This window comes from Streptomyces griseus subsp. griseus (assembly GCF_000720255.1).
Classification (GTDB): Bacteria; Actinomycetota; Actinomycetes; order Streptomycetales; family Streptomycetaceae; genus Streptomyces; species Streptomyces griseus_I.
Genome location: NZ_JOJE01000001.1, coordinates 684,850 through 710,431 on the forward strand (window position 1 = coordinate 684,850; position 25,582 = coordinate 710,431).

Sequence of the window (25,582 nt, forward strand, 5' to 3'; positions counted from 1 at the left end):
ACTGGGTAGTGGCGCGGATCGTCGGTGTGCACGGGGTGGGCAAGCAACGGCTGGGCAGCCAGACGCTGCTGAAGGACTGGCAGCCGGCGCTCGCTGATGGGCTCGGTCTGGCGGACGGCCCGCAACTCGGTCCCGAGGACCTGCACATCGCCTTCTACGGCGACCTGTTCCGACCCCCCGGCCACACCCTGGCCGTCGGCGATCCCATGTTCACGGCGGACGATGTCGACGAGTTCGAGGGGGAACTGCTGCTGGAGTGGTGGGAGGCGGCAGCCCGCACGGACCCGGCGGTGCCGCCCCCGGGCGGGGACACGCTGGCCCGGTCGCCGCGGGCCGTACAGACGGCCCTCCGGGTCCTCCAGCACTCCCGCTTCTTCGCCGACGTGTCGTTGCGCGCCCTCGTCTTCGACCTGAAACAGGTCCGCCGCTACCTGACGGACGGGGACCTGCGGAAGGCGGCCCGCAGCCGTGTGGAGGAGGCGATCGGCCCGGACACCCGCGTGGTCGTCGCCCACTCGCTGGGCTCGGTCGTCGCCTACGAGGCACTGTGCGCACGGCCCGGCCACCAGGTCCGCGCCCTGGTGACCCTGGGCTCACCGCTGGGCATGCGGATGGTCTTCGACCGGCTGCGGCCCGAGCCCGGAGCGTGGCCGGGGCGCGACGGTGGCGCTCCGCGCTGGACGAACATCGTCGACGAGGGCGACGTGGTGGCCGCGGTGAAGGACCTCTCCCTCTTCTTCGGCACGCGGTTGACCGGAAAGGTCGTCCACAACGGCTCCCACGCGCACGACGCCACCCTCTACCTCACGGCGAAGGAGACGGGCGAGGCGGTGGCGGAGGGGCTGACGTGAGTACCGACACCGGCCCGCGCCGCTTCCTCATCGCGACCGCCGTCAGTCACTACCCGAACGCCCCGGAGTGGGACCGTCCGGGCCTGGTCGAGGCGCGCCGCAGGATGGTGGAGCTGTTCACCGCCAAACTCGGCTACGAGCACGTCTCCGACCTCGGCGCGAACCCGACGCAGCACCAACTGCTGTGGGAACTGCGAGAGTTCTGTCGCTCGCCCGAGCGGCGTCCGGACGACATCGTCGCCGTGTACATCGCCGGTCACGGTGAGCGGCTGGGCAACGAGGACTACGTCCTCCTCACCTCGGACACCGATCCGGAGGACCTGTACGACGCACTGCAGCCGAGCGTCCTGGCCCGCAAGATCCTCGCCGGGACGAAGGTACGACGGCTGCTGTTGATGCTGGACACCTGCTTCTCCGGACAGGGGGGCAACGAACTCCTCTCGTCCATGGTGAAGTTGAAGAACGACTGGCGTGAGAAGGACGCGGGCCTGGCGGTGATCACGTCGGCGCAGCCGAACGAACTCGCCCAGACCGGCGCCTTCCCCGAGCTGCTGTCGGAGGCCGTGACCAGCCTCGCCACGGCCGGATACACGCCCGAGCTGCTTGCGTTGGACGCGGTCGTCAACGCCACCCGCACGAACCCCAAACGCCCCGACTTCCAGCACATCGGCCTGGAGATCATCGGCCTCACCGGCGAGATACCCCCCTTCCTGCCCAACGCCAAACACAGCCCGCAGCTCTCCCACACCGACATGGCGCTGCAACGGGCCGCCGAATGGGACAAGGAGGACGAGCGGCGGGACGTGGAGTTCCGGACACGGTTGCTGCGGCGGGCGATGGGGCACAGCGACCAGAACCGTGTGGGCTGGTGGTTCTCAGGGCGGCACCGGGCCCTGAAATACATCACTGCCTGGCTGGGCTCCCTGCCCGAGGACCGGCCCGCGTTGGTCGTCACCGGCGATCCGGGCTCCGGCAAGACCGCCGTGCTGGGCCTGCTGACGGCGGTGAGCGACGCGGAGTACCGGCGCACCGTTCCGCTGGCGGGCCTGGGGCTGCGCGACAGCCAACTGCCGCCGCTGGGCGCGATCGGTACCGCGGTCTACGCCCAGAACCTCACCGACCAGCAAATCGTGCGGGCGGTCGCCGCAGCGCTGCGGCTGCCGCCGACGGAGGCGCCGGCCGATCTGCTCAACCATCTCAACGCCCGTCCCCGGCCGGATCGGCCGTATGTCGTCCTGATCGACGGCCTGGACGAGGCCGTCACCCCTTCCACCCTGTGCAGCCAGGTGCTGCGCCCTCTGATGGAACTGGCCGGAGCACACCTCCGGCTCCTCCTCGGCACCCGCCCCCACCTGTTCGGCCCGCTGGGCCTGGACCGCCGCGACCACATCGACCTCGACGCGCCGCACTACGCGGACCCACTGGCGGTCCTGACGTACACCGTCCGCAACCTCCTCGACGCCCACCCCGACTCGCCGTACATGGACTGCGATGACGACCGGCGGTTGGACATCGCTCGGGCCGTGGCCGCGGCGGCCGGACGCTCGTTCCTGGTCGCCCGCATCACGGCCGGCACGCTGGCCGCGACGCCGGAGCTGCCCGATCCCAGGGACCCGGTCTGGCGGGCGTCGCTGCCGCAGGCGGCGGCGGACGCCATGCACCGCGACCTGCACCAGCGTTTCGGCAACGACGCGCAACGCATCTTCGACCTGCTCCGCCCGCTGGCGTACGCCGAGGGGCAGGGCCTGCCCTGGGAGGACGTCTGGGCACCGCTCGCCTCCGAATTGTCGGGACGCCAGTACTCCAACGAGCACATCCGCGACCTGCGCCGGGACGCCGGTGCGTACGTGGTCGAGGCCATCGAGGACGGCCGGTCGGTGTACCGGCTGTATCACGAGGCGATGGCGGAGTACCTCCGCGACGGGCAGGAGGCGGCGAGGGCGCACCGCGCGTTCACAACCACCTTGCGCAAGGCGGTCCCGTACGCCCTCGACGGCTCCCCCGACTGGGCGCGCGCCCACCCGTACGCCCTGCGCAACCTGGCGACCCACGCCTCGGCCGCCGGCCTGTTGGACATCCTGCTGGCGGACGTCGAGTACCTGGTCCACGCGGACTACGACACGCTCGCACCCCATCTGCTGGAGGCGGAGGCCGACGAGGCCCGCCGCAACGCCGCCGTGTTCCGCTCCTGCCTGCATGTACTCCGGCACCTGGACCCGGCCGCACGCCGACAGGTCCTCGCGGTGGGGGCCGCGCGGTTCAACATTCCGTCGCTGGTCGAGGCGCTGAACGGCAGGGCGTCGAAGCGGGCGTGGAAACCGGTGGCGGCGACCGGCGTTCAGCTGTCGAGCAACCTGCGCAACGCGCTCACCGGGCATACGGCGCTGGTACAGGGGCTCGCTTGTACCGAGCTGGACGGCCGCCTGGTCGCCGTCACCGGTTCGGCGGACACCACGGTCCAGGTGTGGGACCTGGCCACCGGGCAGCCCGTCGGCGGACCCATGACCGGCCACACCTCCTCGGTGGAGGGACTGGCGTGTACGGAACTGGACGGCCGGCCGATCGCCGTCACGTGCTCGCGGGACACCACGGTGCGCGTCTGGGACCTGACCACGGGGCGGGCGGTCGGCGAGGCGCTGCGTGGCCACTCCGCCGCGGTCCATGCGGTGGCGTGCACCGAGCTGGACGGCCGCCCGGTCGCCGTCAGCGGCTCCTGGGACGAAACCCTGCGGATCTGGGACCTGACGACCGGGCAGGCCGTGGGCCACCCGATCGAAGGCGCGGGATCGGTGAACACGCTGGCGTGCACCACGGTGGACGGCCGACCCGTCGCGGTCACCGGCTCGACGAGAGAGCTGTGCCTGTGGGACCTGACGACCGGCCAACGGCTGAGCCGACTGAATGACGATGACCACACCTGGTACTTCACCGTGACATGCGCCGAGTTGGACGGTCGGCCCGTCGCCCTCAGCGGTGAGCGGGACGGAACGCTGGCTGTCTGGGATCTCAGGGGCCTCCGGCTCCTGGCCGAGACGGAGGCTCACGACGGCTGGGTGTCGTCGGTGACCTGTGCGGTGCTGAACGGCCGCCAGGTCGCCGTCACGGGCTCTCAGGACGAGACGGCGAAGATCTGGGACCTCGGAACCCTCGGCCAAGTGGGGTCCTCCCTCACAGGTCACGCTTTCCCCCTGCTCTCCGTGGCGTGTGCCGAGCTGGCCGGACAGCCGGTCGTCATCACCAGTGCCTATGACACCGTGCGGGTCTGGGACCTGGCGCCCCGTCAGCTGTTCGGCCACCCGGTCATCGGACACACCCAGCGGATCCTCGCCCTGGACCGTGCCGTGGTGAACGGCCGACCGATCCTCGTCAGCGCCTCCGCGGACGACACGGTGCGGATGTGGGACCTGACGACGGGCCTGCACACGGACGAGCCCCTGACCGGACGGGGCGACGGCTTGGTGAAGTGCACAGTGAAGGACGGCCGTCCGGTCGCCGTCTCCCAGTCCAGAAACGGCACCGTCCGGACGTGGGACCTCACAACGGGCCAGACCCTGGCGGTGCACCTGTACGAGGAGGACGACTACAGGACGCTGACCGCCTGCGTCGAACTGGACGGCCGCCAAGTGGTGGTGATGGGCGCGGGAGACGGCTCGGTTCAGGTGTGGGACCTGGAGACAGACCAGTGCGTCCACCGGTTCGCGTGGGATCCCTCGCACTCGAGCAATTTCTGTGTCCTGGACGATCGCCTGGTCGTCGTGTCCAGCACTCCGACACAGACTCTGCGCGTCCAGGACCTGGCCACCGGACGCATCATGGGCTCGACCACGCGCGGTCCCACCACCAGCGAGATGACCTTCGGTCGGACGGGTGACCGTCCCATCGCGGTGACCTGCTCCGACGACGCGACGATTCAGCTCTGGGACCTGCGCGAATGCCACCCCCTGGGCGACCCTCTGACCGGGCACACCAGAGCCGTCTGGACCGTTCAGTGGGCCGAACTCGATGGCCGTCAGGTCGCCCTCACCGGCTCGGCGGACAACACGGTGCGGATCTGGGACCTGGAGAGCCGCACCCCCCTCGACGTGATCCACCTGCCGGGTCCTTGCAGGGCCGTGGCGCTCGGTGCAGACGGTCTCCTCGCCTGCTCCTTCGGCAGTGACATCGCCGTCTTCCGAAGGCAGTCGACTTGACCCGGTCCTGAAGGGCCGGGCCTGGTCGACCCGGTTCTTCTTGTCGACGTGCCCGCACTCGCAGCACGTCTGCGAGGTGTGGGCGGGGTCGACGTGAACCACGGGCGCGCCTGCGCGGCGTGCCTTGTACGCGATGAACCCGCCGAGCTGGGCGAAGGCCCAGGAGTGGAACGCGACCCGTTGGGGCTTGCGGAGCCGTACCCTCTGCCGGATGCCGCCCAGGTCCCCCAGGGCGATTCCGGCCGGGGTGCGTGCAGCCTCGGTGCGGGTCGCGTATTCACCCTGGCTGCGGGTCGACAACGGTTGCCTCGGCGAGGAGGGCGAGTTCACGAGGCTCACGGTCACCGAACCCGGCGAGTACCGGATCAGTTCGGAGTACGGTCCTTCTTCGGCCCGGAAGGCTCACTGCTGACCTCGGCCGCCGTCGCCGTCGCCGTGGCGAGCTGGGCGCGGGGGCCCTGGAGGGCGTACGTGAGGCCGAAGCCGGCGACGACGACGGCCGCGCCGCCGGCCGCGTCGAGGACCCAGTGGTTGCCGGTGGCGACGATCGCGCAGGCGGTGAGGAAGGGGTGCAGGAGGCCGAGCGCCTTCATCCACCACTTCGGCGCGACGACCGCGATGACGAGCCCGCACCACAGGGACCAGCCGAAGTGCAGCGACGGCATCGCCGCGTACTGGTTGGTGAGGGCGGTCAGGGTGCCGTAGTCCGGCTTGGCGAAGTCCTGGACGCCGTGGACCGTGTCGATGATCCCGAGCGTCGGCATCAGGCGCGGCGGGGCCAGCGGGTAGAGCCAGAAGCCGACGAGGGCGAGGAGGGTGGCGAAGCCGAGGGCGGAGCGGGCCCAGCGGTAGTGGACCGGGCGGCGCCAGTAGAGGAGGCCGAGGACGGTCAGGGGGACGGCGAAGTGGAACGACCCGTAGTAGAAGTCGAAGAAGTCGCGGAGCCGGCCGACCTGGACCACGGCGTGGTTGATCGCGTGCTCGACGTCGATGTGCAGGAAGCGTTCGGTGTCGAGGATCTGGTGGCCGTTCGTCTCCGCCCGGCCCCGGCCGCTCGAGTTGCTGTCCCCGGTCGCCGCGAGCCGCACCTGGGAGTAGGCGGCGTAGGTGACGCGGATGAGGAGGAGTTCCAGGAGGAGATTGGGGCGGGTGAGGACCCTGCGCAGGAAGGGCAGCAGGGGGATGTGTTTGAAGCGGGTCGGAACCGCGGGCGCGTAGCGCGGGGGGATCGGGGCGCGGAAGTAGGGCGAGGTGCGGGACAGGAACGGGACGACGGTGGCGGCGGCCAGGGCGGCGAGCAGGACGGCGTTGTCGCGCACGGGATACAGGGGCGTCATGTTCGGCAGCATCATCTTCGCCGGGATCGTCATCACCAGGACGACGGCGACCGGCCACACGTACCGGTCGGACGCCCGTTTGCCGACCCGGCCCACGACGGCGAGCAGTACCCACAGCAGCTGGTGCTGCCAGGTCGTCGGCGATACGGCGATCGCGGCGCAGCCGGTGATCGCCACGGCGAGCAGCAGCTGACCGCCGCGGGCGTAGCGGACGGCGCGGCGCAGGCCGAGGCAGGCGACGGCGGCGCCGAGGGTGAGGAAGAGGCCGATCTCCAGGGGGCCGGTGACGCCGAGCCGGAGCAGGGCGCCGTGCAGGGACTGGTTGGCGAGGTCGTCGGCCTCTCCACCGAGGCCGGCGCCGACCATGTGGTGCACCCAGTACGTGTACGAGTCGTGCGGCATCGCCGCCCAGGCGAGTGCCGTGGACGCGGCGAAGGTGGCGCCCGTGGCGGTGGCGGCGCGGTGACGGCCGGTGAACCACAGCAGCGGGGTGAACAGCAGCACGGTGGGCTGCAGGGCGGCGGCCAGGCCGATGAGCACCCCGCTGGTGCGTTCCCCGCGTACGACGAAGCAGCCGAGGAGGACGAGGAGCACCGGGATGATGCTGGTCTGGCCGAGCCAGAGGGTGTTGCGCACCGGCAGCGACAGCATGAGCAGGCTGATCGCGACGGGCGCGGCGAGCAGCGCGGTGCGGCGGCTGACGGGTTGCGGCAGGGCACGGGCGACGACCATGCCGAGGGCGACGACCAGGAGGAGGGTGCCGAAGGTCCAGCCCCAGCCGAGGGCTTGTTCAGCCGAACGAGTGAGGGGTTTGAGGACAAGTCCCCCGAAGGGGGTACCGGTGAAGCGGGTGGAGTCGTAGAGCGACCCCTTCACGTGCAGGACGCCTTCCGGTCCGACCCAGGTCTCCAGGTCGGTGAGTCGGTCTCCGCGGGGGGTGCTGAGGACGACGGCCACCTGTCGTGCGGCGAGGAGGGCAGCGATCAGCCACAGTCCGAGGCGGGCCATGCGCAGGCGCGCCCTGGCCTCGCCGACCGCCGTCGCTCCCAGGGCTTTCGTCGGTCGCCCGCTGCGCTCCGCGTTCGCCACGCCTCGTCGGCCTCCACCTGACGCCCTTGTCCCTTTTGTCGGCTAGACGATAGTCCGGGGGCTTCTTGGTCGCCTCTGGGGAGCGTGAAGGGTCACGGGAACCGGTTCCGGAGGGAGCACAGGAGGCGCCGGTCGTCCCCCTGGGCCGATCGGCTGAAATCGCCGTGCGGGGTACCCGGGAGGCACCTTCGTGGGGGAACCTGCGCCGGAGCATCTTCGTTGGCGGAACTAGTTAGCATTTCTAACTAGATATTAGGAGAGGCAGAGCGCATGAGCGACTCGCAGATCTGGGACGCCGTCGACGCGTACTTCACCGCCCACCTCACCCCGGACGACGAGGTCACCCGTGCCGCACTGCGGGACAGCGAGGCGGCCGGCCTGCCGCAGATCAACGTCACGGCGAACCAGGGCAAGCTGCTCCAGCTGCTCGCCCAGATCCAGGGCGCCCGCACCATCCTGGAGATCGGCACGCTCGGGGGGTACAGCACCATCTGGCTGGGCCGGGCGCTGCCCGCCGACGGCCGCCTGATCTCCCTGGAGTACGACCCGAAGAACGCCGAGGTCGCCATCCGCAACATCGCCCGGGCGGGCCTCGACAAGGTCGTCGAAGTACGCGTCGGCGCGGCCCTGGACTCGCTGCCCCAGCTCGCCGACGAGAACCCGCCCCCCTTCGACCTGGTCTTCATCGACGCCGACAAGGCCAACAACGCGCGCTACGTGGAGTGGGCGCTGAGGCTCACCAGCGCCGGCAGCCTGATCGTCGTCGACAACGTCGTCCGCGGCGGCCGCGTCGCCGATGTGGACAGCTCCACCCCCGACATCCAGGGCACCCGCGCCGCGATCGAGCTCATCGGCACGCATCCCCGGCTCAGCGGCACCGCCGTCCAGACGGTCGGCGGCAAGGGCTACGACGGTTTCGCGTTGGCGCGGGTGCTGGCGTAGCCGTACCGGGCCTGCCCGGGCCTACTGCGCCTCGTGGTAGAAGCCGACGTTGACGCTGCGCGGCCCGGTGCGGTCCACGATCACGATCTCACCGGCGCCGCCCTTCGGCAGCTGCACGGTCCCGCCGTACGCGATGGTCTGCGCGTACTCCCCGACCACCAGCCGCACCTCGGAGGAGGGGTCGGGCTGCGAGCCGCGCAGCCAGGTGACCTGCCAGCCGCCCTCGGGTCCGCACAGGAACTCCAGGTGGACCCGGGAGACGAACAGCCAGTCGTCGGGCGTCGCGAGACGGCACACGGATCTGTCCCGGCCCACCCGAAGCACGGCGCCGGGATCGCTGGGCGCGTCGGCCATGAGCATGCCGGCCGTGGCGCCCGCGTCCGTCCCGGACACGGTGGCCATGGTGAGTTCGAGCACGTGCGCTCCTTCTGAAGTGTGCCTGCCGCAGTGGCCTGCTGAACTGTGCGTGCGAGCGGCCGGGTTGAGGACCGCCGCCGCATGATAAATCGCCCGGTGCCGCCGCGTCCGGCACAATGGAGTCATGACCGAGCGAAAGCCACCGGGCGTACCGTTCGAGTCCTGGGTCGACAAGCAGATCCGAGACGCGCAGGTGCGTGGCGAGTTCGACCGACTGGTCGGAGCGGGCAAGCCGTTGCCGCCCGGCACGGACACGTCGTACGACGACCTGTGGTGGATCAAGCGCAAGATGGCCCGCGAGGGTCTTTCCGTCCTGCCGCCCGCGCTCGCGCTGCGCAAGGAGGCCGAGGACACGCTGGCCGCGGCGCTCGTGGCGCCCTCGGAGCGGATCGTGCGGAAGCTGATCACCGACGTCAACGTCAAGATCCGCGAGATGATGTTCAAACCGCCGCCCGGCCCCCCGCTGGGCAAGAAGCCGTACGACGTCGAGGACGTCGTACGGCAGTGGCGGGAGCTCCGGACGGCGGCGGACGCGTCGGATGCGGTGGACGCGTCGGACACGCAGACTGATGCGTGATGCCAGATGCGTGATGCGTGATGCGTGATGCGTCAGACGCGTAGGAGGCGTTCCGCCAGCTCGCGGTAGTCCCGCAAGGCCAGGCGCAGTTGCTCGGTGTCGGTGGAGGTGACGGGCTTGTCCTCGCCGGCCTCCGCGGACTGCCAGGCCCCGCGCAGGGTGCGGCGGCGGCGCGTCACGGCCTCCGTGAAGCGTGCGGCGACCTCCTCGAGGACGTGGTCGGCCTCCTCCACGGCGGCCCGGGGCCCGTCGACGAACCCGGCCACGGCGTGATGCAGCTGGAGGGCGAGCTTGTCGGCCTCGTCGTGCGAGAGCAGCCGGGCCTCTTCGTCGGCGTGCGGCGCGACGGAGGGGGTCCCGGTCGAGGTGGTCGTCTTCCGGCCGACCGCACCGCCGCTCACCGGCCTACCGCCGAGGGGCGTGCCGTGCTCGTGCTCCTCGGGGATTCCTGCGGTTCCGGTGTCGGGCACGGTGCCCTGTGACGCGGTGCCGCGTGTGCCTCGGGCGGGGATGTCCTCCGCCCCGGCGCCGAGGCCGCCGGGCGTGCTCGCGCCCTTGGTCCGGTGCGGCTCCGTGCCGGTGCCCGGGATCCTCCGCTCGTCGAGGCCCTCGCCCGTGCGCTCGCCCCGGATGCCCTTCGGGCCCGGCTCCGGGTCGCGGCGCCTGTTCTCGTCGGGTGTCACATCGGCCATGTCGTTCACCCCTCCCTCGTCTGGTGACTGTGGAACGACGGCAGGTGACCGCGGCTGCCGACACGGGCCTTGCCGCGGTGGTCGTCGGTCGCGCGGTGGCGGCCGGCGTCGCGGCGCACCGGGCCCATCAGGTCCTCGAACAGGTCACGCGCCTCGACCAGCGCCTCGCGCAGTTCCTCCGTGCCCGGCGTCCGGCCGTCCTGCTCACTGCCCGCGCGGCCGCGTACGACGCTGTGCACGCGCCGGTAGCCGTGCACGTGGTGCCCGTGGTGGACGGAGAGCGCGGCGACCTGCTCCTCGTACCGCCCGCCGTCGGGGAAGCCCCGGGCTCCGGCCAGCTCGGAGAGCAGCTGCTCCGCCTCGGCCACCGCCTCCCGCGGCGAGTCGACGAAGCGCTCCTGAACGGCCGTCCAGCGGGCCTCGAAGCGTTCCCGCTCCGCCGGCTCCAGCGGCCGCTCGCGCAGTCCGCCGTGCCGCTCCACGAGTGCGCCGAGCTCCCGCTCGGCGGCCTTGGTGTCTCCGTCGTGCCTGGCCACGGCACGGTCGTACTCGGGCCCGAAGCGCCGCTTCAGGCTTCCTCCGCCCCGCGCTCCTCGGCCCCGCAGAGCCAGGGCGGCCGCCACTGCGACGACGGCCGCCACGATCACGATCAGAGCGATGATCACGCCTGTGGACATGGTTGCCTTCCGGTGTATGGCCCAGTGGGCCGACTTGTCGTTCGGGTTGCCCGGAAGGCACCGCCCAAACGGCGGAGCCAAGCCACCTACGGCGGCCGGAGTTTCCTGTGACGGGCGTGTCGATCCGCCGTCCGCCGGACCGAGTCAGGGCATCGCCGGGCCGCAGCCGGGCCGCGAGCACCCACTGGGCATCGGATGCAGGGGATGGAGGGCGGGGAGGGCGGCCCCGACGACGAGCTGCTCGCCGACCGGTCCCGGCCTGCGGTGGTCGGCGGCTCTTCGACGAACTCGGCGACCAGCACACCGAGTGGACGAAGACTCAGGTGGCGGACTTGCCCGAGGTCACGCATAACCGGTTGCGCAAGGTGCCCGCCGGCTCCTGAGAATGACCGGCATGAGCTCCTGGACCGTAACCCCGGAACCCTTCGACTCCCCTGTCGCCGCCGCGCTCTGGCGGGCGTACTACACCGAGGTCAGCGACCGCTGGTACCTGCTGCACGAGGGACGCAGGACCGACCCGGACGAGCTGCGGCGCGAGATCGCCGCGCAGACCGGCGAGGACCTGGCCCCGCCGGGCGGACGGCTGCTGGTCGCGCGGCACGACGGTGAGCCGGCCGGCAGCGCGGGCGTACGGCTGTTGAAGGCGGACGCGACGACCGCCGAACTCAAGCGGGTGTTCCTGCTGCCCGGGATGCGCGGAAAGGGCGGGGCGGCACTGCTGGTCGCTGCCGCCGAGGAAGCGGCCCGTGAACTGGGCGCCGGGCGCATGGTCCTGGACACCCGCGGCGATCTGGTGGAGGCCCGCACCCTCTACACCCGGCTCGGCTACACGGAAACCGCGCCGCACAACGACGAGCCGTACGCGGAGCACTGGTTCAGCAAGAGGCTGGGGTCGTCGGGGGCGAGCGGGAGGATCTCGGTCCAGCCGGACTGAGCGGGCCGGCATCGGCCGGGTGTCGGGGGCGGGGCCAGGGTCGGGGGTCGGCCCGGGCGGCTCGGGCATCGGCCGGGCAGCCGGCGTCGGGTGGGCGGCTCGGGCGGCTCCGGCCCAACAGGCATCGGCCAGGCGGCCAGGGTCGGCGGGTCGGTTCGGGCCGGCCGCCAAGGGGGGGCGGTTCAGGTGCGCCGCTGGGCGGTCGACTTGGGACGGTCAATGCAGGCAGGGCGCTGGGCGGGTCGAGCATCGGCCGGGCAGCCGGGGCCGGGTGGGCGGCTCGGGCGGCTCGGGCATCGGCCAGGCGGCCAGGGTCGGCGGGTCGGTTCGGGCGGGCCGCCGAGGGAGGGCGGTTCAGGTGCGCCGCTGGGCGGTCGACTTGGGACGGTCAGTGCAGGCAGGGCGCTGGGCATCCGCTTCAGGCCGGACGCCGGACCGTCGCTTCAGGCCGGACGCCGGACCGTCGCTTCAGGCCAGACGCCGGACCGTCCCTTCAGGCCGGACGCCGGGCCGTCGGTTCGGGTGGTTGGTTCAGGTGGGCCGTCCTGCGGTCGTCGTGGGGCTGTTCGCTGTCCGAGCCGCACAGTTCCTCGTTCAGCTCCCTGACCAGTTGGACGAGGTCGGTGGGGCGGTCCGGGCCCCACCAGTCGCCGAGCAGTTCGGCCAGGGACTCCTCCCGGGCCGTCGCCAGCCGGGCGGCGACCTCGCGTCCCTGCTCGGTCAGTACGAGGTCGGGGCCCGCGCGTACGGCGAGTCGCCGCTCCTCGATCTGCCGGACACCCTCGATGATCACACCCAGCGGCACGGGGCTGCGGTCGGCGAGCTCGGCCGGCTCCACCCTGCCGTGCCGCTTGATCCGCAGCAGCAGCCAGCTGGACGCCGGGAGCAGGTCGTACCCGGCCCGTGCGGTGGTCTTCCGGTACACCTCACGGCGGCCCTCCCGGGTGCCGAGCGCGGACAGCGCGCGGCAGACCTCGTCGTACGACGACCGCTCGACGGGATTGCTGGCCAGCGTCTCACTCACGTCCGGAGCGGTGACCGACCCCCGCAGCGGTTCCTCCTTCAGGAACCAGGCGAGGACGAAGGCGACGAGGGCGACCGGAGCCGCGTACAGGAAGACGTCAGTGATGGCCGAGGCGTACGCGTGCAGCGCCTCCGGGCGCAGGGAGGGCGGCAGGGCGGAGATGCCGCGCGGGTCGGCCTCCAGGGCGTCCGAGGAGACTCCGGGTGGGAGTTCTGCGCCCCGGAAGGCGTCGCTGAGCTTGTCACTCAAGCGGCTCGCGAAGACCGTACCGAAGATGGCCACGCCGAAGGACGCGCCGATGGAGCGGAAGAAGGTCGCGCCGGAGGTGGCGACGCCCAGATCCTGGTAGGAGACGGCGTTCTGGACGATGAGGACGAGGACCTGCATGACGAGGCCGAGACCGAGGCCGAAGACGAAGAAGAAGGCGCTCATCTCGGCGGTGGAGCTGCCCTCGTCGAGCCGGTGGAGCAGCAGCAGGCCGACCGCGGTCACGCCGGTGCCCACGACCGGGAACACCTTCCAGCGGCCGGTGCGGCTGACGACCTGTCCGGAGCCGGTGGACGACAGCAGCATGCCGAGCACCATCGGCAGCATGTGGACGCCGGACATGGTCGGGGAGACGCCCTGGACGACCTGGAGGAACGTCGGCAGGTAGGTCATCGCGCCGAACATGGCGAAGCCCACGATGAAGCTGATGACGGCGGACAGCGTGAAGGTGCGGATGCGGAACAGCTTCAGGGGCAGGACGGGTTCGGCGGCCCGCCGCTCGACCGACACGAACAGGACGGCCAGCACGATGCCGAGGACCGCGAGTCCGACGATCTGCACGGATCCCCAGTCCCAGGTGGTGCCGCCGAGGGAGGCGACGAGGACCAGGCAGGTGGCCACGGACGCGATGAGCAACGTGCCGAGGTAGTCGATGACGTGCGGGGTCGCCCGGCGCGGGATGTGCAGCGCGGCCGCGATGACGGCGAGGGCGACCACACCGATCGGCAGGTTGACGTAGAACACCCAGCGCCAGCTCAGATGCTGGGTGAACAGCCCGCCCAGCAGGGGGCCGAGCACGCTCGTCGCGCCGAACACGGCTCCGAACAGCCCCTGGTAGCGGCCGCGTTCACGGGGCGCGACGATGTCCCCGACGATCGCCATCGACAGCACCATCAACCCGCCGCCGCCAAGTCCCTGCAGCGCCCGGAAGCCGATGAGCTGGGCCATGTCCTGGGCCGCGCCGCACAGCGCGGAGCCGATGAGGAAGATGACGATCGCGATCTGGAAGAGCCGCTTCCGGCCGTACTGGTCACCGAGCTTGCCCCACAGCGGGGTCGCCGCCGTCGAGGCCAGCATGTACGCCGTGACCACCCAGGACAGGTGCTCCATACCGCCGAGTTCGCTGACGATCGTGGGCAGCGCGGTCGACACGATGGTCTGGTCGAGGGCGGCGAGCAGCATCCCGAGGAGCAGGGCGCCGATCGACACGAGCACGTTGCCGGGCACGTGCCGCTCCGCCTCTCCCGTCCGGGCGTCCGCGTCCAGGGCCATGGAGACCTCCTGAGGCTCTCGTGACACCTCCATCCTGAACAGTGTGACCATTTATGGCCCGTTGAGTCCTGTTGGAAGGCGACATTCCGGGGGGCGAGGGAGTTCGCGTGTGTGGAGGGTCTGCATAATTTCTGGAGCTTGCATGGGGAGGGACCGAACACGTGGACGAACCGAACGGCCATCAGTGCCCGGAATGCGGTGCGCTCCGGACACGGGCCAACACCCCGTCCTGCGCCTGTACCCAACGGGCAGCGGACGCTCTGCGCGAGGCACGGACGGCGGAGGCGGCCGCGGCGGAGGACTTCGATCCATTGCGGATTCGGCCGTACGTGGAAATCGAGGGCGGTGCCGGGGAGGGGGTCGGCGCGGGCCGGGAGGAAAGGGCCGGCGCCGACGCGACGATGCCGTTGCGCGCGGTCGCTCCGGAAGGGGGCGGCCCGGTGGACGCCACCGCGGTGCTCCCCATCCCCCTGGCCGCTCCGTCCGGCGCGCCGAGAGGGACGGACGTGAGCCCGTTCGAGGGCGCGGCTGTCGAGGGCGCGCACGACTCGGGCGCCGAGCCGGGCGAACCCCGGCGGCGACGTGCGGTCCTGCTCGGGGTCGCGGCGGGGGTCGTGGCGGTCGTGGCTGCGGCCGGGTACGCGAGCGGGTTGTTCTCCTACGAGACGCCCTCGCGGGACGGCTCGGCATCGAAGGACGTACGAGCGGCGGTGCCGGCCCCGTCCACCAGCGCCGCGCCGCCCCCCGCTCCGACGACACCCGGCCCCGCGTCCCCCACCCCGACGCCCACAGCCTCGCCCTCGACCGCCTCACCGAGCCCGACCCCGTCCGAGTCGGCGTCGAGCGCGCCTCCCTCCCCGTCGCCCTCGACCGAACCGAGCCCCTCCCCCACACCGACGGCCACGCCGACTTCCCTCCAGCCCGACGACGACGCGGCCCGCCGGAGCAAAACCGAACCGGTCGTACTGCGCCAGGGCGACCGGGGTCCCGAGGTGAGCGAACTCCAGCAGCGTCTGCGCCAGTTGCACCTCTACAACGACGACATCGACGGCACGTACAACACCCAGGTCGAGAACGCCGTGCGCAACTACCAGTGGTCCCGCGACGTCCAGGACGACGAGCTGGGCGTGTACGGCACGGCTACCCGGGCCGCGCTGGAAGGGGAGACCGAGGAGCCGTGAGGGCTCGGCAACGCCGGCCGCCAGGCCCCCGCGGCGGTGGGGGCCTGCCCGATGTCGCCCCTGGGCGCCGGTGGGCGCCCTGCGCTCACGCCGTCGTCCGACCGTTCACCCACAGACGCACCCCGCCCTCGTCCGCCGGCACCTCGACGCGCACGTCCCTCAGATCGCGTACCCACGCGTCGGGGTCGTAGCTCGCGGCCCGGTCGCCTACGCCGACCACCCGCATCCCCGCGGCGCGGCCCGCCGCGATGCCGGCCTGTGAGTCCTCGAAGACCACGCAGTCCTCGGGGGCGACACCCAGTTCCGCCGCGGCCTTGAGGAAGCCCTCGGGGTCGGGCTTGCTGGCGCCCACGGATTCGGCGGTGACGCGGACCTCGGGGAGCGGGAGTCCCACCGCGGCCATGCGGGCCGTGGAGAGGGCGGCGTCCGCCGAGGTGACCAGGGCGTGGGCCACTCCTTGGAGGCAGGAGAGGAAGTGCTGTGCGCCGGGTACGGCGACCACGCCGTCCATGTCCGCCGTCTCCTCGGCGAGCATGCGCGCGTTGTCCGCGTGGTTCTGTTCCGCCGGGCGGTCGGGCAGCAGGAGGGCCATGGACGCGTGGCCCTGCCTGCCGTGGACGACCCGCATGATCTCGTCGCCGTTCAGCCCGTGCCGGTCGGCCCAGCGCCGCCAGATGCGTTCGACCACTGCGTCGGAGTTGACGAGGGTGCCGTCCATGTCGAGCAGGAGGGCGCGGGCGGTGAGGGCGGCGGTGGCCGTCATGGGCAGCAGCTCCAAGGACGGGCTCGGCGCGAAAGAGCCCGGGAGAGGGCGGGGAAGGAGACAAAGCGCCCCGCCCGCCGGTCAGGGAAAACGGGCGGGAGCCACTTTGTTCCTCTACGGTACAAAAGTGTGGGCGCATGCGCCAGGGCCCGGGGCCAACCTCTCGCAACCGTTCATCCGTCGTTCAACCGCGGGTGCCCTCAGGACACCGCCTCCCACAGGCTCCAGACCCCGAGGGCCACCATCAGTCCTGCCGCCACCCGCGTGATCAGGTGCAGCGGCACCCGCCTCATCAGGGCCTTGCCGCCGACGATCCCCAGGCCGGCCACCGCCCAGAGCGCGAGGACCGCGCCGAGGCCGACGGAGAGCGGGTCGTCGTAGCGGGCCGCGAGGTTCGCCGTCATGATCTGGGTGAGGTCACCGAACTCGGCGACCAGGATGAGCATGAAACCGGCGCCCGCGACCTTCCAGAAGGACTGGTTCTCGGGGCTGCGGACGTCCTCCTCGCCCTCGTCCTTCTTCAGCAGCAGTACGGCCGCGCCTCCGAGGAAGAGGACGCCGGTCAGCGCCTGGACGATCTGCTGGGGCAGCAGTGTCAGCACGCTGCCCGCCGCCACGGCGAGGGCCACGTGCAGGGCGAAGGCCGCGGCTACGCCGGCGAACACGTACGAGGCGCGGTAGCGGGTGCCCAGGACGAGGCCGGCGAGGGCGGTCTTGTCGGGCAGTTCGGCGAGGAAGACGACGCCGAAGACGAGCGCCGTCACGGTCAGGCTGATCAAGGGTCCTCAATCGGTCGGGGCTGCCCCACCGAGAGTGCTGAACCTTCGCGAAACGACACCTCGGCACGGCAGCACACACGGCACCCGCGCCGTACGGCACGGGTGTGCACTGCTTGCCGAAGGTCTCGCTGGCCGACCCCGTGACCGAGGTCCGCCTCCGGGCGCCGGCTCAGGCGAGCTGAGCAGTATGTCGACGGTCCGGCGAAGAGCTACTCCCCTTCAACTTCGTCCATCGTACGCGACGCCCGCGAGAACTCCCCGGGCCGCACCCCTTGTCGTGTCATGCACACGTCACTAACTTCTCACCAGCACCACACCCCACCGCAACACGGCGCCGCGAGCATTCCCTCACTCGCACCCCAACGCCGCCCCATCCCCAGGGAGTTCGCCATGCCGAAGTTCTACGCGCGTCGACGCCTCAGCATACTCTCCGCCCTCACCGGCCTCATAGCCTCCGCCGCCCTGTTCAACTCCCCGACCGCCTCCGCCGCCCTGCCCACCCCGGTCAGCGGCGCCACCGCCCGCGGCTACCTCTCCCAGCTCACCGTGGCGACCGAGAACCGCACCGGGTACGACCGTGACCTCTTCCCGCTGTGGATCACCATCAGCGGCAGCTGCAACACCCGCGAGACCGTCCTCAAGCGCGACGGCTCGGGCGTCGTCACCGACTCCTCCTGCGCCGCCACCAGCGGCAGCTGGTACTCGCCGTACGACGGCGCCACCTGGACCGCCGCCTCCGACCTCGACATCGACCACCTCGTCCCGCTCGCCGAGGCCTGGGACTCCGGCGCGAGCGGCTGGACCACCGCGCAGCGGCAGGCCTTCGCCAACGACCTGACCCGCCCGCAACTCCTCGCCGTCACCGACAACGTCAACCAGGCCAAGGGCGACCAGGACCCGGCCACCTGGATGCCGTCGCGCACGGCCTACCGCTGCACCTACGTCCGCGCCTGGGTCCAGGTGAAGTACTACTACGACCTCTCCGTGGACTCCGCCGAGAAGAGCGCCCTCACCAGCTACCTCGCGAACTGCTGATCGCCGAGAACTGCTGAGCGCAGGGATCTCCCCGTTCCCCTCCGTCGTTCCGTACCGTACGGGGCGACGGAGGAGGGATCACCTTGGCCGAACTGCGCCTGGGACCACTGCTGAGGTACGTCGACGGCTCGTCCGCGACCGTCTGGGTCGAGACGAGCCGTCCGTGCACCGCCGAGGTGCACTGTGCCGACGGCGCCCACGGCGCCGCCCACACCTTCCAGATCGCGGGCCATCACTACGCCCTGATCCCGGTGACCGGACTCACACCGGGGACGTCGGCACCGTACGAGGTGCTGCTCGACGGCGCGCGGGTGTGGCCGCTGCCCGGCTCCCCCTTCCCGCCCTCCGTGATCAGCGCCCCGGCCGACGGTGACTCCGAGGCCGTCCGGGTGACGTTCGGGTCGTGTCGCTGGGCCGCGCCGCCCGCCGACGGGCACGACCCGGTCGGCCCCGACGCCCTGGACACGCTGGCGACCCGGATCGCCGCCGATCCGGAGGGCGAGCGGCCCGACGTGCTGCTCCTGCTGGGCGACCAGGTGTACGCCGACGAGACCTCCGACGCCACGCAGCGGTGGCTGGCCGCCCGGCGCGACCTCGACGAGCCCCCGGGCACGGGAATGGCGGACTACGAGGAGTACACCCGGCTCTACTACGAGTCCTGGCTCGACCCCGAGGTCCGCTGGCTGCTGTCCACCGTGCCGACCTGCATGATCTTCGACGACCACGACGTGATCGACGACTGGAACACCTCCGCCTCCTGGCTCACCGACATGCGGGCCACCTCCTGGTGGCGCGAGCGGCTGCTGAGCGGGCTGATGTCGTACTGGGTGCACCAGCACATCGGCAACCTCGCGCCGGCCCAGCTCGCCGCCGACCCGCTGTACTCCGCCGTACGCGCGAGCCCCGACGGCACCGACGCGCTGCGCGCCTTCGCCGCCGAGGCCGATGCGGACGCCACGAGCGCGCGCTGGAGTTACCGGCGCGACTTCGGGCGGGTGCGGCTGGTGATGGTGGACTCGCGCGCGGCGCGGGTCCTGGAGGAGGACAGCCGGTCGATGCTGGACCCGGGCGAGGCGGACTGGGTGCGCGCGCAGGCCCTGGAGGATCCGGGCAGTTACGACCACCTCCTCATCGGCACCTCCCTGCCCTGGCTGCTCCCGCAGCTCGTGCACGACACGGAGGCGTGGAGCGCGGCGCTGGCCCGGGGGGTGCGGGGCCCGCGCTGGGCGCGCCGGGGTGAGTGGCTGCGCCGGGCGGCGGACCTGGAGCACTGGGCGGCGTTCCCGGCATCCTTCGCCTCACTGGCGCGGATGATCGCGGAGGCCGGGTCGGGTTCCGAGGCGCCGGCGACGGTGCTCGTGCTGTCCGGGGACGTGCACCACGCGTACGTGGCCGAGCCCAACTGGTCGGCGCGGGGGCTGGAGGCGCGGGTGCTCCAGCTGACCTGTTCCCCCGTCCACAACTCCATCCCGCTGTCGATACGGCTCAGCTTCCGCTTCGGCTGGAGCGCGCCGGCCCGTGCCCTCGGGCGTCTCTTCGCGCGCCACGGGCGTTGTGAGCGGCCGCCGGTGGGGTGGCGGAAGACGGGCGGGCCCTGGTTCGGCAACCAGCTCATGACGCTGACGCTGCGCGGGCGTTCGGCGCGGCTGCGGCTGGAACAGGCGCGGGCGGACGGGACTCTCGAGACCGTGGAGGAGTCCACGCTCACCTCCGAATGAGGCACATGTGGTGACATGAGCGGCAACTGGGGCGCAAGGGGCGTGCGTTGGCTTCGGTGACACCCAGGGGCATGATGAGGCGGACCGTCCGCTTCCTCATGGGCGGTGATCCCCTCCGATGCGCCCCACCCGCCCGGGAGATTCCCCTTTGTCTGCAGCGAACGCGGAAACGGTGGCGGTCTCCGTCGCCCTGGTCGGGGCCGGTCCGCGCGGCACCAGTGTCCTGGAGCGCCTGTGCGCCTCTGTGCCTGAGCTCCTGCCGCCAGGTACGCGGCTGACGGTCCATGTGGTCGATCCGTCGCCGCCGGGCCCGGGCCGGGTGTGGCGCACCACGCAGTCGCGGGAGTTGCTGATGAACACGGTGGCCTGTCAGGTGACCCTGTTCACCGACGACAGCGTGGACTGTTCGGGCCCGATCCGTCCGGGGCCGAGCCTGCATGAGTGGGCGGCGGGCGAGCTGGGCCCGGACGACTATCCGACCCGCGCCGACTACGGCCGGTACCTGGAGTGGGTGTTCGCGCGGGTGGTGCGCGAGGCGCCGTCCGCGGTGCGGGTGCGGACGCACGCGGCGCGGGCGGTGCGGCTCGAGGACGCCCCGGACGGCCGGCAGGTCCTGACGCTCGACGACGGGCGCACGCTCACTGATCTGTCGGCCGTGGTGCTCACCCAGGGGCACCTGCCGGTGGTCGCGGACGCGGCCGAACTGCGGCCGGCCGCCTTCGCCGAGCGGCAGGGCCTGCGGCACGTACCGCCCGCCAACCCGGCCGACCTCGACCTCTCCGCGCTCGCTTCGGGCGAACCGGTGCTGTTGCGCGGCCTGGGGCTCAACTTCTTCGACCACGTCGCCCTGTTGACGGCCGGCCGCGGCGGCCGTTTCGTCCGTGACGGTGCGGGACGTGCGCGCTATCTGCCGTCCGGCCGCGAGCCGCGTCTGTACGCCGGTTCGCGGCGCGGCATCCCGTACCAGGCGCGCGGCGACAACGCGAAGGGGCCGTACGGCCGGCACGCTCCGCTGGTCCTCACCCCGGAGGTGATCGCGGGCTTCCGCAAGCGCGCGGACTCCGGGGAGGCGCCGGACTTCCTCGCGGAGATATGGCCGTTGGTGGCGAAGGAGGTGGAGACGGTGTACTACGCGGCCCTGACCGGACGGCCGGAGTTCTCGGAGCGTTTCATCGCCGTCCCGCACGGCGGCACCGAGGAGGCCCGCGTCCTGGCCGAGTTCGGGGTCGGGGACGCCGATCGCTGGTGCTGGGAGCGGGTGTCGCGGCCGTACGGGGAGCTGGAGTTCGCGGATTTCGCGCGGTGGCGGGAGTGGCTGCTGGCTCACTTGCGTGCGGACGCGGCGCAGGCGGCGCTCGGGAATGTGCGCGGCCCGTTGAAGGCGGCCCTGGACGTCCTGCGCGATCTGCGCAACGAGTTGCGGCTGGTCGTCGATCACGGTGGCCTCACCGGTGCGTCGCGGCGCGAGCACCTGGACCGTTGGTACACCCCGCTGAACGCCTTCCTGTCGATCGGCCCGCCCCGGCGGCGGATCGAGGAGTTGGTCGCGCTGGTGGAGGCGGGTGTGGTGGAGGTGCTCGGGCCCGGCCTGGAGGTGCGGGAGGCGGAGGGGGCCTGGGTGGCGCGCTCGCCCGTGGTGCGGGGCTCCGAGGTACGTGTGAAGACCCTCATAGAGGCCCGGCTGCCGGAGCCGGACCTGCGCCGCACCGCCGACGAGCTTCTCGCCCGGCTGCTGCGGAGCGGGCAGTGCCGCCCGCACACGGTCGACGGTTACGAGACGGGAGGAGTCGACGTGACAGAACGCCCGTATCATCTGATAGACCGTCAGAATCGGCCCCACGCAGGGAGGTTCGCCTTCGGGGTGCCCACGGAGGGCGTGCACTGGGTGACCGCGGCGGGCGCTCGGCCAGGGGTGGATTCGGTCACACTTTCGGACGCCGATGCGGTGGCGAGAGCCGCTCTACGTGCGGGCCTAACACAAACGGAACACCAGAAGGAAGCCAAATCATGGCCAGAAGTTGAACTTGCAACCACCAATTAGGCCCACCTAACCTGGGTTCCTCGTTCGGTACCGCAACCCCCACCGACCGGTCCAGTCCCCGACCGGTCAGAAACCGAAACCGAAGGAGTGTCCCCACATGTCCGCTCGCCTCAACAGGGTCCAGCCGTACGCCATCGGCCTCTTCCGCATCGTCGTCGGCCTGCTCTTCGCCTGCCACGGAGCCGCCTCGCTCTTCGGAGTCCTGGGCGGAGTCTCCGGCTCCAACGGCGGCACGATCGAGGCCGGCACCTGGCCCGGCTGGTACGCGGCCGTGATCCAGCTCGTCTGCGGCAGCCTCGCCCTGCTCGGACTCGGCACCCGCGCCGCCGCGTTACTCGCCTCGGGCTCGATGGCGTACGCGTACTTCAAGGTCCACCAGCCGGGCGCTCTGTGGCCGATGGAGAACGGCGGCGAGGCCTCGGCGATGTTCTGCTGGGCCTTCCTGCTGCTGGTCTTCACCGGCTCCGGCGCCCTCGGCCTGGACCAGTTCTTCTCCGGGCGTACGTCCGAGGAGCACAAGCCGGCAGCCGAACGCTCGCCGGTGACGGCCTGATCCGTCCGCGCGTACACGAAGGCGCCCTCCCCGCACCGCCGGGGCGGGCGCCTTCGCATGGCGCTGGTGAACGAGCTGTGCCGAACGCACGAGCCCCCGGTGAATACGCTGTCACGCCCCCCGCGTACGCTGTATGGCTGTCATTGGCCGCTCCTGCCGCTCCCCCGCGACATCGCGGCACGGTCTGGCCGCACGGGGGAGACACACGGGGAGAGAGCAGTGCTGGAGAGCATCGGGTCGCTGACCGGCAGCCCATGGATCTACGCGATGGTGGCCCTCTCGGTGCTGCTCGACGTCTTCCTGCCGGTCCTGCCGAGCGGTGTCCTGGTGATCGCGGCGGCGACCGCGGTGGCCGCGGGTTCGGCGACGGGGCAGGTGGCCCACGCATCCTCCGACATCCTGCTGCTCACGCTCTGCGCGGCCACCGCCTCCGTCGTCGGCGACCTGGTCGCCTACCGGCTCGCCCGGCGCGGCGGCGCCCGTCTGGACCGGGCGATCGCCCGGTCCAGACGGCTGACGACGGCGCAGGAACGTCTCGGCACCGCCCTCGCCCAGGGCGGTGGCGCCCTGGTCGTGCTGGCCCGCTTCGCGCCGGCCGGCCGCTCGGTCGTCTCCCTCGTCGCCGGCGCCGGCCGACGCCGCGCCAGTGAGTTCCTGCCCTGGTCCGCCCTGGCCGGCCTGTCCTGGGCCACGTACAGCGTCGCCCTCGGCTACTTCGGCGCCCAGTGGCTCGGTACGACGTGGCTGGCGACGGGCGTGTCCCTGCTGGCGCTGTTCGGGGCGGGCGCGGGGGCGACGTACGTGGTGCGCAGGCAGCCCGCGTAGGCCCGCACAGGCGGCGGACCCACGAGCCTCGGGCCGTTCAGCCCGCCTGTCGCGCGGCCTGGCCCCGGATCTCCAGTCCGTCGAGCAGTTCCGCCGTCGCCTCGGCGATGACGTCGACGGCGCGTTCGAACACCTCCTGGTTGTGCGCGGCGGGCGCCCGGAACCCGGAGACCTTGCGCACGTACTGCAGGGCGGCGGCCCGGATCTCGTCCTGGGTCGCCTCCTCGGGCAGGGCGGGCGGACGGAGTGTCTTGATGCTGCGGCACATGCCCCCAGTGTCGCCGAACCCGGCCCCACCCTCACACAGGAGTGCGATGATCGTCTCGAGGCGGCCACCGTTCGGGGCCGACCGGCGAGAGGATCACCCCATCATGGCGAACGACGTATCGACCGTGGCCGTCCTGGGACCGGGCGGCGTGGGCGGGCTGCTCGCCGCCCTCCTGGCCCGCACCGGCCGCCGGGTGATCTGCCTGGCCGGCGAGGAGACGGCGCACACCCTGAGCGCCGACGGCATCCGCGTCCGCAGTGCCGTCTTCGGCGACTTCACCGCCCGGGTCGAGGCGGACACCGAACTGCGCGAGCCGGCTGACGCCTGCCTGGTCGCCGTCAAGCACACCGCCCTCGACGCGGCCCTGACCCGCGTCGCGCCCGAGACCCTCGGCGACGGCCTGCTCGTACCGTTCCTGAACGGTGTGGAGCACCCGGCGACCCTGCGCGACCGCTACCGCCCCAACCGCGTGGCGCCCGCTGTCATCCGGGTGGAGTCGACGCGGGTCGGGCCCGGCATGATCGACCACGCCAGCCCCTTCGTCGAGATCGACCTGGCCGGCGACCCGGTACCACGCCCCCGCCTCGACGCCCTCGCGCAGGCGCTGACCGCGGCGGGACCCGCCACCCGCGTCCTCGACGACGAGGCGGCGGCGCTGTGGGCGAAGATGTCGTTCCTCGCCCCGTTCGCCCTGCTCACCACGCGCCACGCGCTGCCGATGGGTGACGTACGCACCGGTCACCGCGAGGAGTTGACCGCCCTGGTCGAGGAGACGGCCGCGGTCAGCCGCGCCTGCGGCGGCCCGGCGGACCCCGCCCAGGCACTCACGCGCTACGACGCCTTCCCGCCCGGCATGAAGTCGTCCATGCAGCGTGACGCCGAGGCGGGACGCCCGCTCGAACTGGACGCGATCGGCGGGGCGTTGCTGCGGGCCGCCGAGCGGCACGGCATCGAGGCGCCCGTGACGGCCCGGCTGGTGCGGGAGTTGCGGGAGGCCGGTCACTGACCGGGCCGCGCCGAGACCTCAGCGCAGGTCGAGCCGCATCAGGATCCTGGGGTGTCCGGCCAGCACCGAGGTGGTGTCGGCGGCGTGGACGAAGCCGGCGCGTTCGAAGTTCCCGCGGATCCCGGCGTAGGCCATGGTGAGGTCCACCCGGGCGTCACCGTTGTCGAGGGGATAGGCCTCGATCGCGGGTGCGCCGTGGTCGCGGGCGAACTCGACCGCGCCCGCGATGAGGGCGTGCGAGATCCCCTTCTTCCGGTGGCCGGGGCGTACGCGGACGCACCACAGTGACCAGACCGGCAGGTCGTCGACGTGCGGGATCTTGCGGTTGCGCGCGAAGGAGGTGGCCGAGCGCGGCGCCACCGCGGCCCAGCCGACCGGTTCGTCGCCGTCGTAGGCGAGCACACCCGGCGGGGGCTGGGAGCGGCACAGCTCGGCGACGTACTCGCCCCGCTCCGGCCCGCGCAGCTCCTTGTTGAGCCTGGACGGGACGCGGTGGCTCAGGCACCAGCAGACGGTGGCCTGCGGCGACTTCGGGCCGACCAGGGTGCGGACGTCCGCGAAGACCGACGCCGGGCGGACTTCGATGGTCATGCCACCACGATGTCACGACAGAACACCCGTTCGCATGAACCCCTGGAAGCAACTCGCCACCCAAAATCGAACAGGCGTACCATTGTGCCGTGGCTAAGACCTATGAGTTTCCGAGCGACCTGCGCGCCGGCCAGGAGGAGCTGCATCAGGTCCGGGCCGAGCTGTCGGCCCTGCTGAAGCGGCTCCCCTGGTCGGTCGAGCCGCTGGACGGCTTCAGCGACGACAACGGCTGGCGCAAGGTGGAGCGGCCCGCCTCCCCCGGCTGGACGGCAGACGAGCAGGCCGAGGTGGAGAAGCTCCGACAGCGGGAACACGAGCTCGCGGTGTTCGTGAGCTGCCACCGCTTCTGGTCCGAGGTCGCGACGGAGGACCGGGTGGAGGCCCGGATGCGGCTCAAGCACGCACACGAGGCCCCGCCCGGGGAGTAGGGCCGGGACTGGGTTCTGTCTCTCCGGTCAGCGTCGTGATCACAACAGATCCGCCGTTCGGCCGCGGTCGGCTCGCGTGCCTCGCCCGACGGCGGTGGTGTGGACACGGATGCGTGCCGTCGTCC

At 71.9% G+C, this 25,582-nt stretch carries 22 protein-coding genes and 1 pseudogene; 13 read left to right on the plus strand and 10 right to left on the minus strand.

The window, feature by feature from the left end:
* The first annotated feature begins 8 nt into the window (after window positions 1–8).
* Together IG99_RS03160 and IG99_RS03165 are read left to right on the plus strand one after the other, a co-directional pair.
* Window positions 9–851, plus strand: a complete 843-nt coding sequence (locus IG99_RS03160; protein ID WP_199815444.1) for a hypothetical protein — start codon at window positions 9–11, stop codon at window positions 849–851.
* Window positions 848–5,041, plus strand: a complete 4,194-nt coding sequence (locus IG99_RS03165; protein WP_051864863.1) for a caspase family protein — start codon at window positions 848–850, stop codon at window positions 5,039–5,041. The genes IG99_RS03160 and IG99_RS03165 overlap by 4 nt, the downstream gene beginning before the upstream one ends.
* A gap of 18 nt (window positions 5,042–5,059) precedes the next feature.
* On the opposite strand, the pseudogene IG99_RS44985 reads toward IG99_RS03165, so the two are convergent.
* Window positions 5,060–5,302, minus strand: a pseudogene (locus IG99_RS44985) (zinc ribbon domain-containing protein); the annotation flags it as partial.
* 104 nt (window positions 5,303–5,406) lie between these two features.
* Window positions 5,407–7,467 (minus strand): bifunctional glycosyltransferase 87/phosphatase PAP2 family protein, encoded by a 2,061-nt coding sequence (locus IG99_RS03170; protein WP_037669383.1) that lies wholly within the window; start codon window positions 7,465–7,467, stop codon window positions 5,407–5,409.
* Window positions 7,468–7,737: 270 nt separating this feature from the next.
* Between IG99_RS03170 and IG99_RS03175 the strand changes: the two genes are divergently transcribed.
* Window positions 7,738–8,409 carry an O-methyltransferase gene (locus IG99_RS03175; RefSeq protein WP_037669386.1) on the plus strand — a complete coding sequence of 224 codons (672 nt, stop codon included), beginning with the start codon at window positions 7,738–7,740 and terminating at the stop codon, window positions 8,407–8,409.
* A 21-nt stretch (window positions 8,410–8,430) separates the two neighbouring features.
* Here IG99_RS03175 and IG99_RS03180 read toward each other — a convergent pair whose 3' ends face one another.
* Window positions 8,431–8,826: an FHA domain-containing protein gene (locus IG99_RS03180; protein ID WP_037669387.1), complete on the minus strand. Its 396-nt coding sequence runs from the start codon at window positions 8,824–8,826 to the stop codon at window positions 8,431–8,433.
* A gap of 124 nt (window positions 8,827–8,950) precedes the next feature.
* Here IG99_RS03180 and IG99_RS03185 point away from each other — a divergent pair, with 124 nt between their 5' ends.
* On the plus strand, window positions 8,951–9,403 hold the full coding sequence (locus IG99_RS03185) for a DnaJ family domain-containing protein (protein WP_037669388.1): 453 nt from the start codon (window positions 8,951–8,953) through the stop codon (window positions 9,401–9,403).
* 32 nt (window positions 9,404–9,435) lie between these two features.
* Here IG99_RS03185 and IG99_RS44765 read toward each other — a convergent pair whose 3' ends face one another.
* Both IG99_RS44765 and IG99_RS03195 read right to left on the minus strand, forming a co-directional pair.
* Window positions 9,436–10,095 carry a hypothetical protein gene (locus tag IG99_RS44765; RefSeq protein ID WP_063768286.1) on the minus strand — a complete coding sequence of 220 codons (660 nt, stop codon included), beginning with the start codon at window positions 10,093–10,095 and terminating at the stop codon, window positions 9,436–9,438.
* 5 nt (window positions 10,096–10,100) lie between these two features.
* Window positions 10,101–10,772 carry a hypothetical protein gene (locus tag IG99_RS03195; RefSeq protein ID WP_037669389.1) on the minus strand — a complete coding sequence of 224 codons (672 nt, stop codon included), beginning with the start codon at window positions 10,770–10,772 and terminating at the stop codon, window positions 10,101–10,103.
* A gap of 385 nt (window positions 10,773–11,157) precedes the next feature.
* Here IG99_RS03195 and IG99_RS03200 point away from each other — a divergent pair, with 385 nt between their 5' ends.
* Window positions 11,158–11,706, plus strand: coding sequence for a GNAT family N-acetyltransferase (locus IG99_RS03200; protein ID WP_037669391.1), 549 nt, complete (start codon window positions 11,158–11,160; stop codon window positions 11,704–11,706).
* A gap of 493 nt (window positions 11,707–12,199) precedes the next feature.
* Here the strand turns inward: IG99_RS03200 and IG99_RS03205 are convergent, their stop codons facing one another.
* Complete coding sequence (locus IG99_RS03205; protein ID WP_051864890.1) at window positions 12,200–14,269, minus strand: MDR family MFS transporter; 2,070 nt, start codon at window positions 14,267–14,269, stop codon at window positions 12,200–12,202.
* A gap of 161 nt (window positions 14,270–14,430) precedes the next feature.
* Between IG99_RS03205 and IG99_RS03210 the strand changes: the two genes are divergently transcribed.
* On the plus strand, window positions 14,431–15,450 hold the full coding sequence (locus tag IG99_RS03210) for a peptidoglycan-binding domain-containing protein (protein WP_037669392.1): 1,020 nt from the start codon (window positions 14,431–14,433) through the stop codon (window positions 15,448–15,450).
* Window positions 15,451–15,535: 85 nt separating this feature from the next.
* Here the strand turns inward: IG99_RS03210 and IG99_RS03215 are convergent, their stop codons facing one another.
* Both IG99_RS03215 and IG99_RS03220 read right to left on the minus strand, forming a co-directional pair.
* Window positions 15,536–16,213, minus strand: a complete 678-nt coding sequence (locus IG99_RS03215) for an HAD-IA family hydrolase (RefSeq protein WP_037669670.1) — start codon at window positions 16,211–16,213, stop codon at window positions 15,536–15,538.
* Window positions 16,214–16,413: 200 nt separating this feature from the next.
* On the minus strand, window positions 16,414–16,992 hold the full coding sequence (locus tag IG99_RS03220) for a TMEM165/GDT1 family protein (RefSeq protein ID WP_037669394.1): 579 nt from the start codon (window positions 16,990–16,992) through the stop codon (window positions 16,414–16,416).
* A gap of 390 nt (window positions 16,993–17,382) precedes the next feature.
* Between IG99_RS03220 and IG99_RS03225 the strand changes: the two genes are divergently transcribed.
* From IG99_RS03225 to IG99_RS03245, 5 genes are all read left to right on the plus strand, one after another.
* A complete protein-coding gene (locus IG99_RS03225; RefSeq protein ID WP_037669396.1) occupies window positions 17,383–18,027 on the plus strand; it encodes an HNH endonuclease family protein in 645 nt (214 codons plus the stop codon).
* Between the two features lie 83 nt (window positions 18,028–18,110).
* Window positions 18,111–19,745, plus strand: coding sequence for an alkaline phosphatase D family protein (locus tag IG99_RS03230; protein ID WP_037669397.1), 1,635 nt, complete (start codon window positions 18,111–18,113; stop codon window positions 19,743–19,745).
* Window positions 19,746–19,863: 118 nt separating this feature from the next.
* Window positions 19,864–21,786 carry an FAD/NAD(P)-binding protein gene (locus IG99_RS03235; protein WP_051864864.1) on the plus strand — a complete coding sequence of 641 codons (1,923 nt, stop codon included), beginning with the start codon at window positions 19,864–19,866 and terminating at the stop codon, window positions 21,784–21,786.
* A 97-nt stretch (window positions 21,787–21,883) separates the two neighbouring features.
* Window positions 21,884–22,339: a DoxX family protein gene (locus IG99_RS03240; protein ID WP_037669399.1), complete on the plus strand. Its 456-nt coding sequence runs from the start codon at window positions 21,884–21,886 to the stop codon at window positions 22,337–22,339.
* Window positions 22,340–22,558: 219 nt separating this feature from the next.
* The gene (locus IG99_RS03245) at window positions 22,559–23,164 is read left to right on the plus strand and encodes a DedA family protein (protein ID WP_037669400.1); all 606 of its coding nucleotides are present in this window, start codon (window positions 22,559–22,561) and stop codon (window positions 23,162–23,164) included.
* 37 nt (window positions 23,165–23,201) lie between these two features.
* On the opposite strand, the gene IG99_RS03250 is transcribed toward IG99_RS03245, so the two are convergent.
* The gene (locus IG99_RS03250) at window positions 23,202–23,432 is read right to left on the minus strand and encodes a DUF2277 domain-containing protein (RefSeq protein ID WP_037669402.1); all 231 of its coding nucleotides are present in this window, start codon (window positions 23,430–23,432) and stop codon (window positions 23,202–23,204) included.
* Window positions 23,433–23,535: 103 nt separating this feature from the next.
* Here IG99_RS03250 and IG99_RS03255 point away from each other — a divergent pair, with 103 nt between their 5' ends.
* Window positions 23,536–24,438, plus strand: a complete 903-nt coding sequence (locus tag IG99_RS03255; RefSeq protein ID WP_037669671.1) for a ketopantoate reductase family protein — start codon at window positions 23,536–23,538, stop codon at window positions 24,436–24,438.
* Window positions 24,439–24,456: 18 nt separating this feature from the next.
* Here the strand turns inward: IG99_RS03255 and IG99_RS03260 are convergent, their stop codons facing one another.
* Window positions 24,457–25,029, minus strand: coding sequence for a GNAT family N-acetyltransferase (locus IG99_RS03260; protein WP_037669405.1), 573 nt, complete (start codon window positions 25,027–25,029; stop codon window positions 24,457–24,459).
* Window positions 25,030–25,118: 89 nt separating this feature from the next.
* On the opposite strand from IG99_RS03260, the gene IG99_RS03265 reads away from it, so the two are divergent.
* Window positions 25,119–25,457, plus strand: a complete 339-nt coding sequence (locus tag IG99_RS03265; protein ID WP_037669408.1) for a hypothetical protein — start codon at window positions 25,119–25,121, stop codon at window positions 25,455–25,457.
* Window positions 25,458–25,582: the final 125 nt, after the last annotated feature.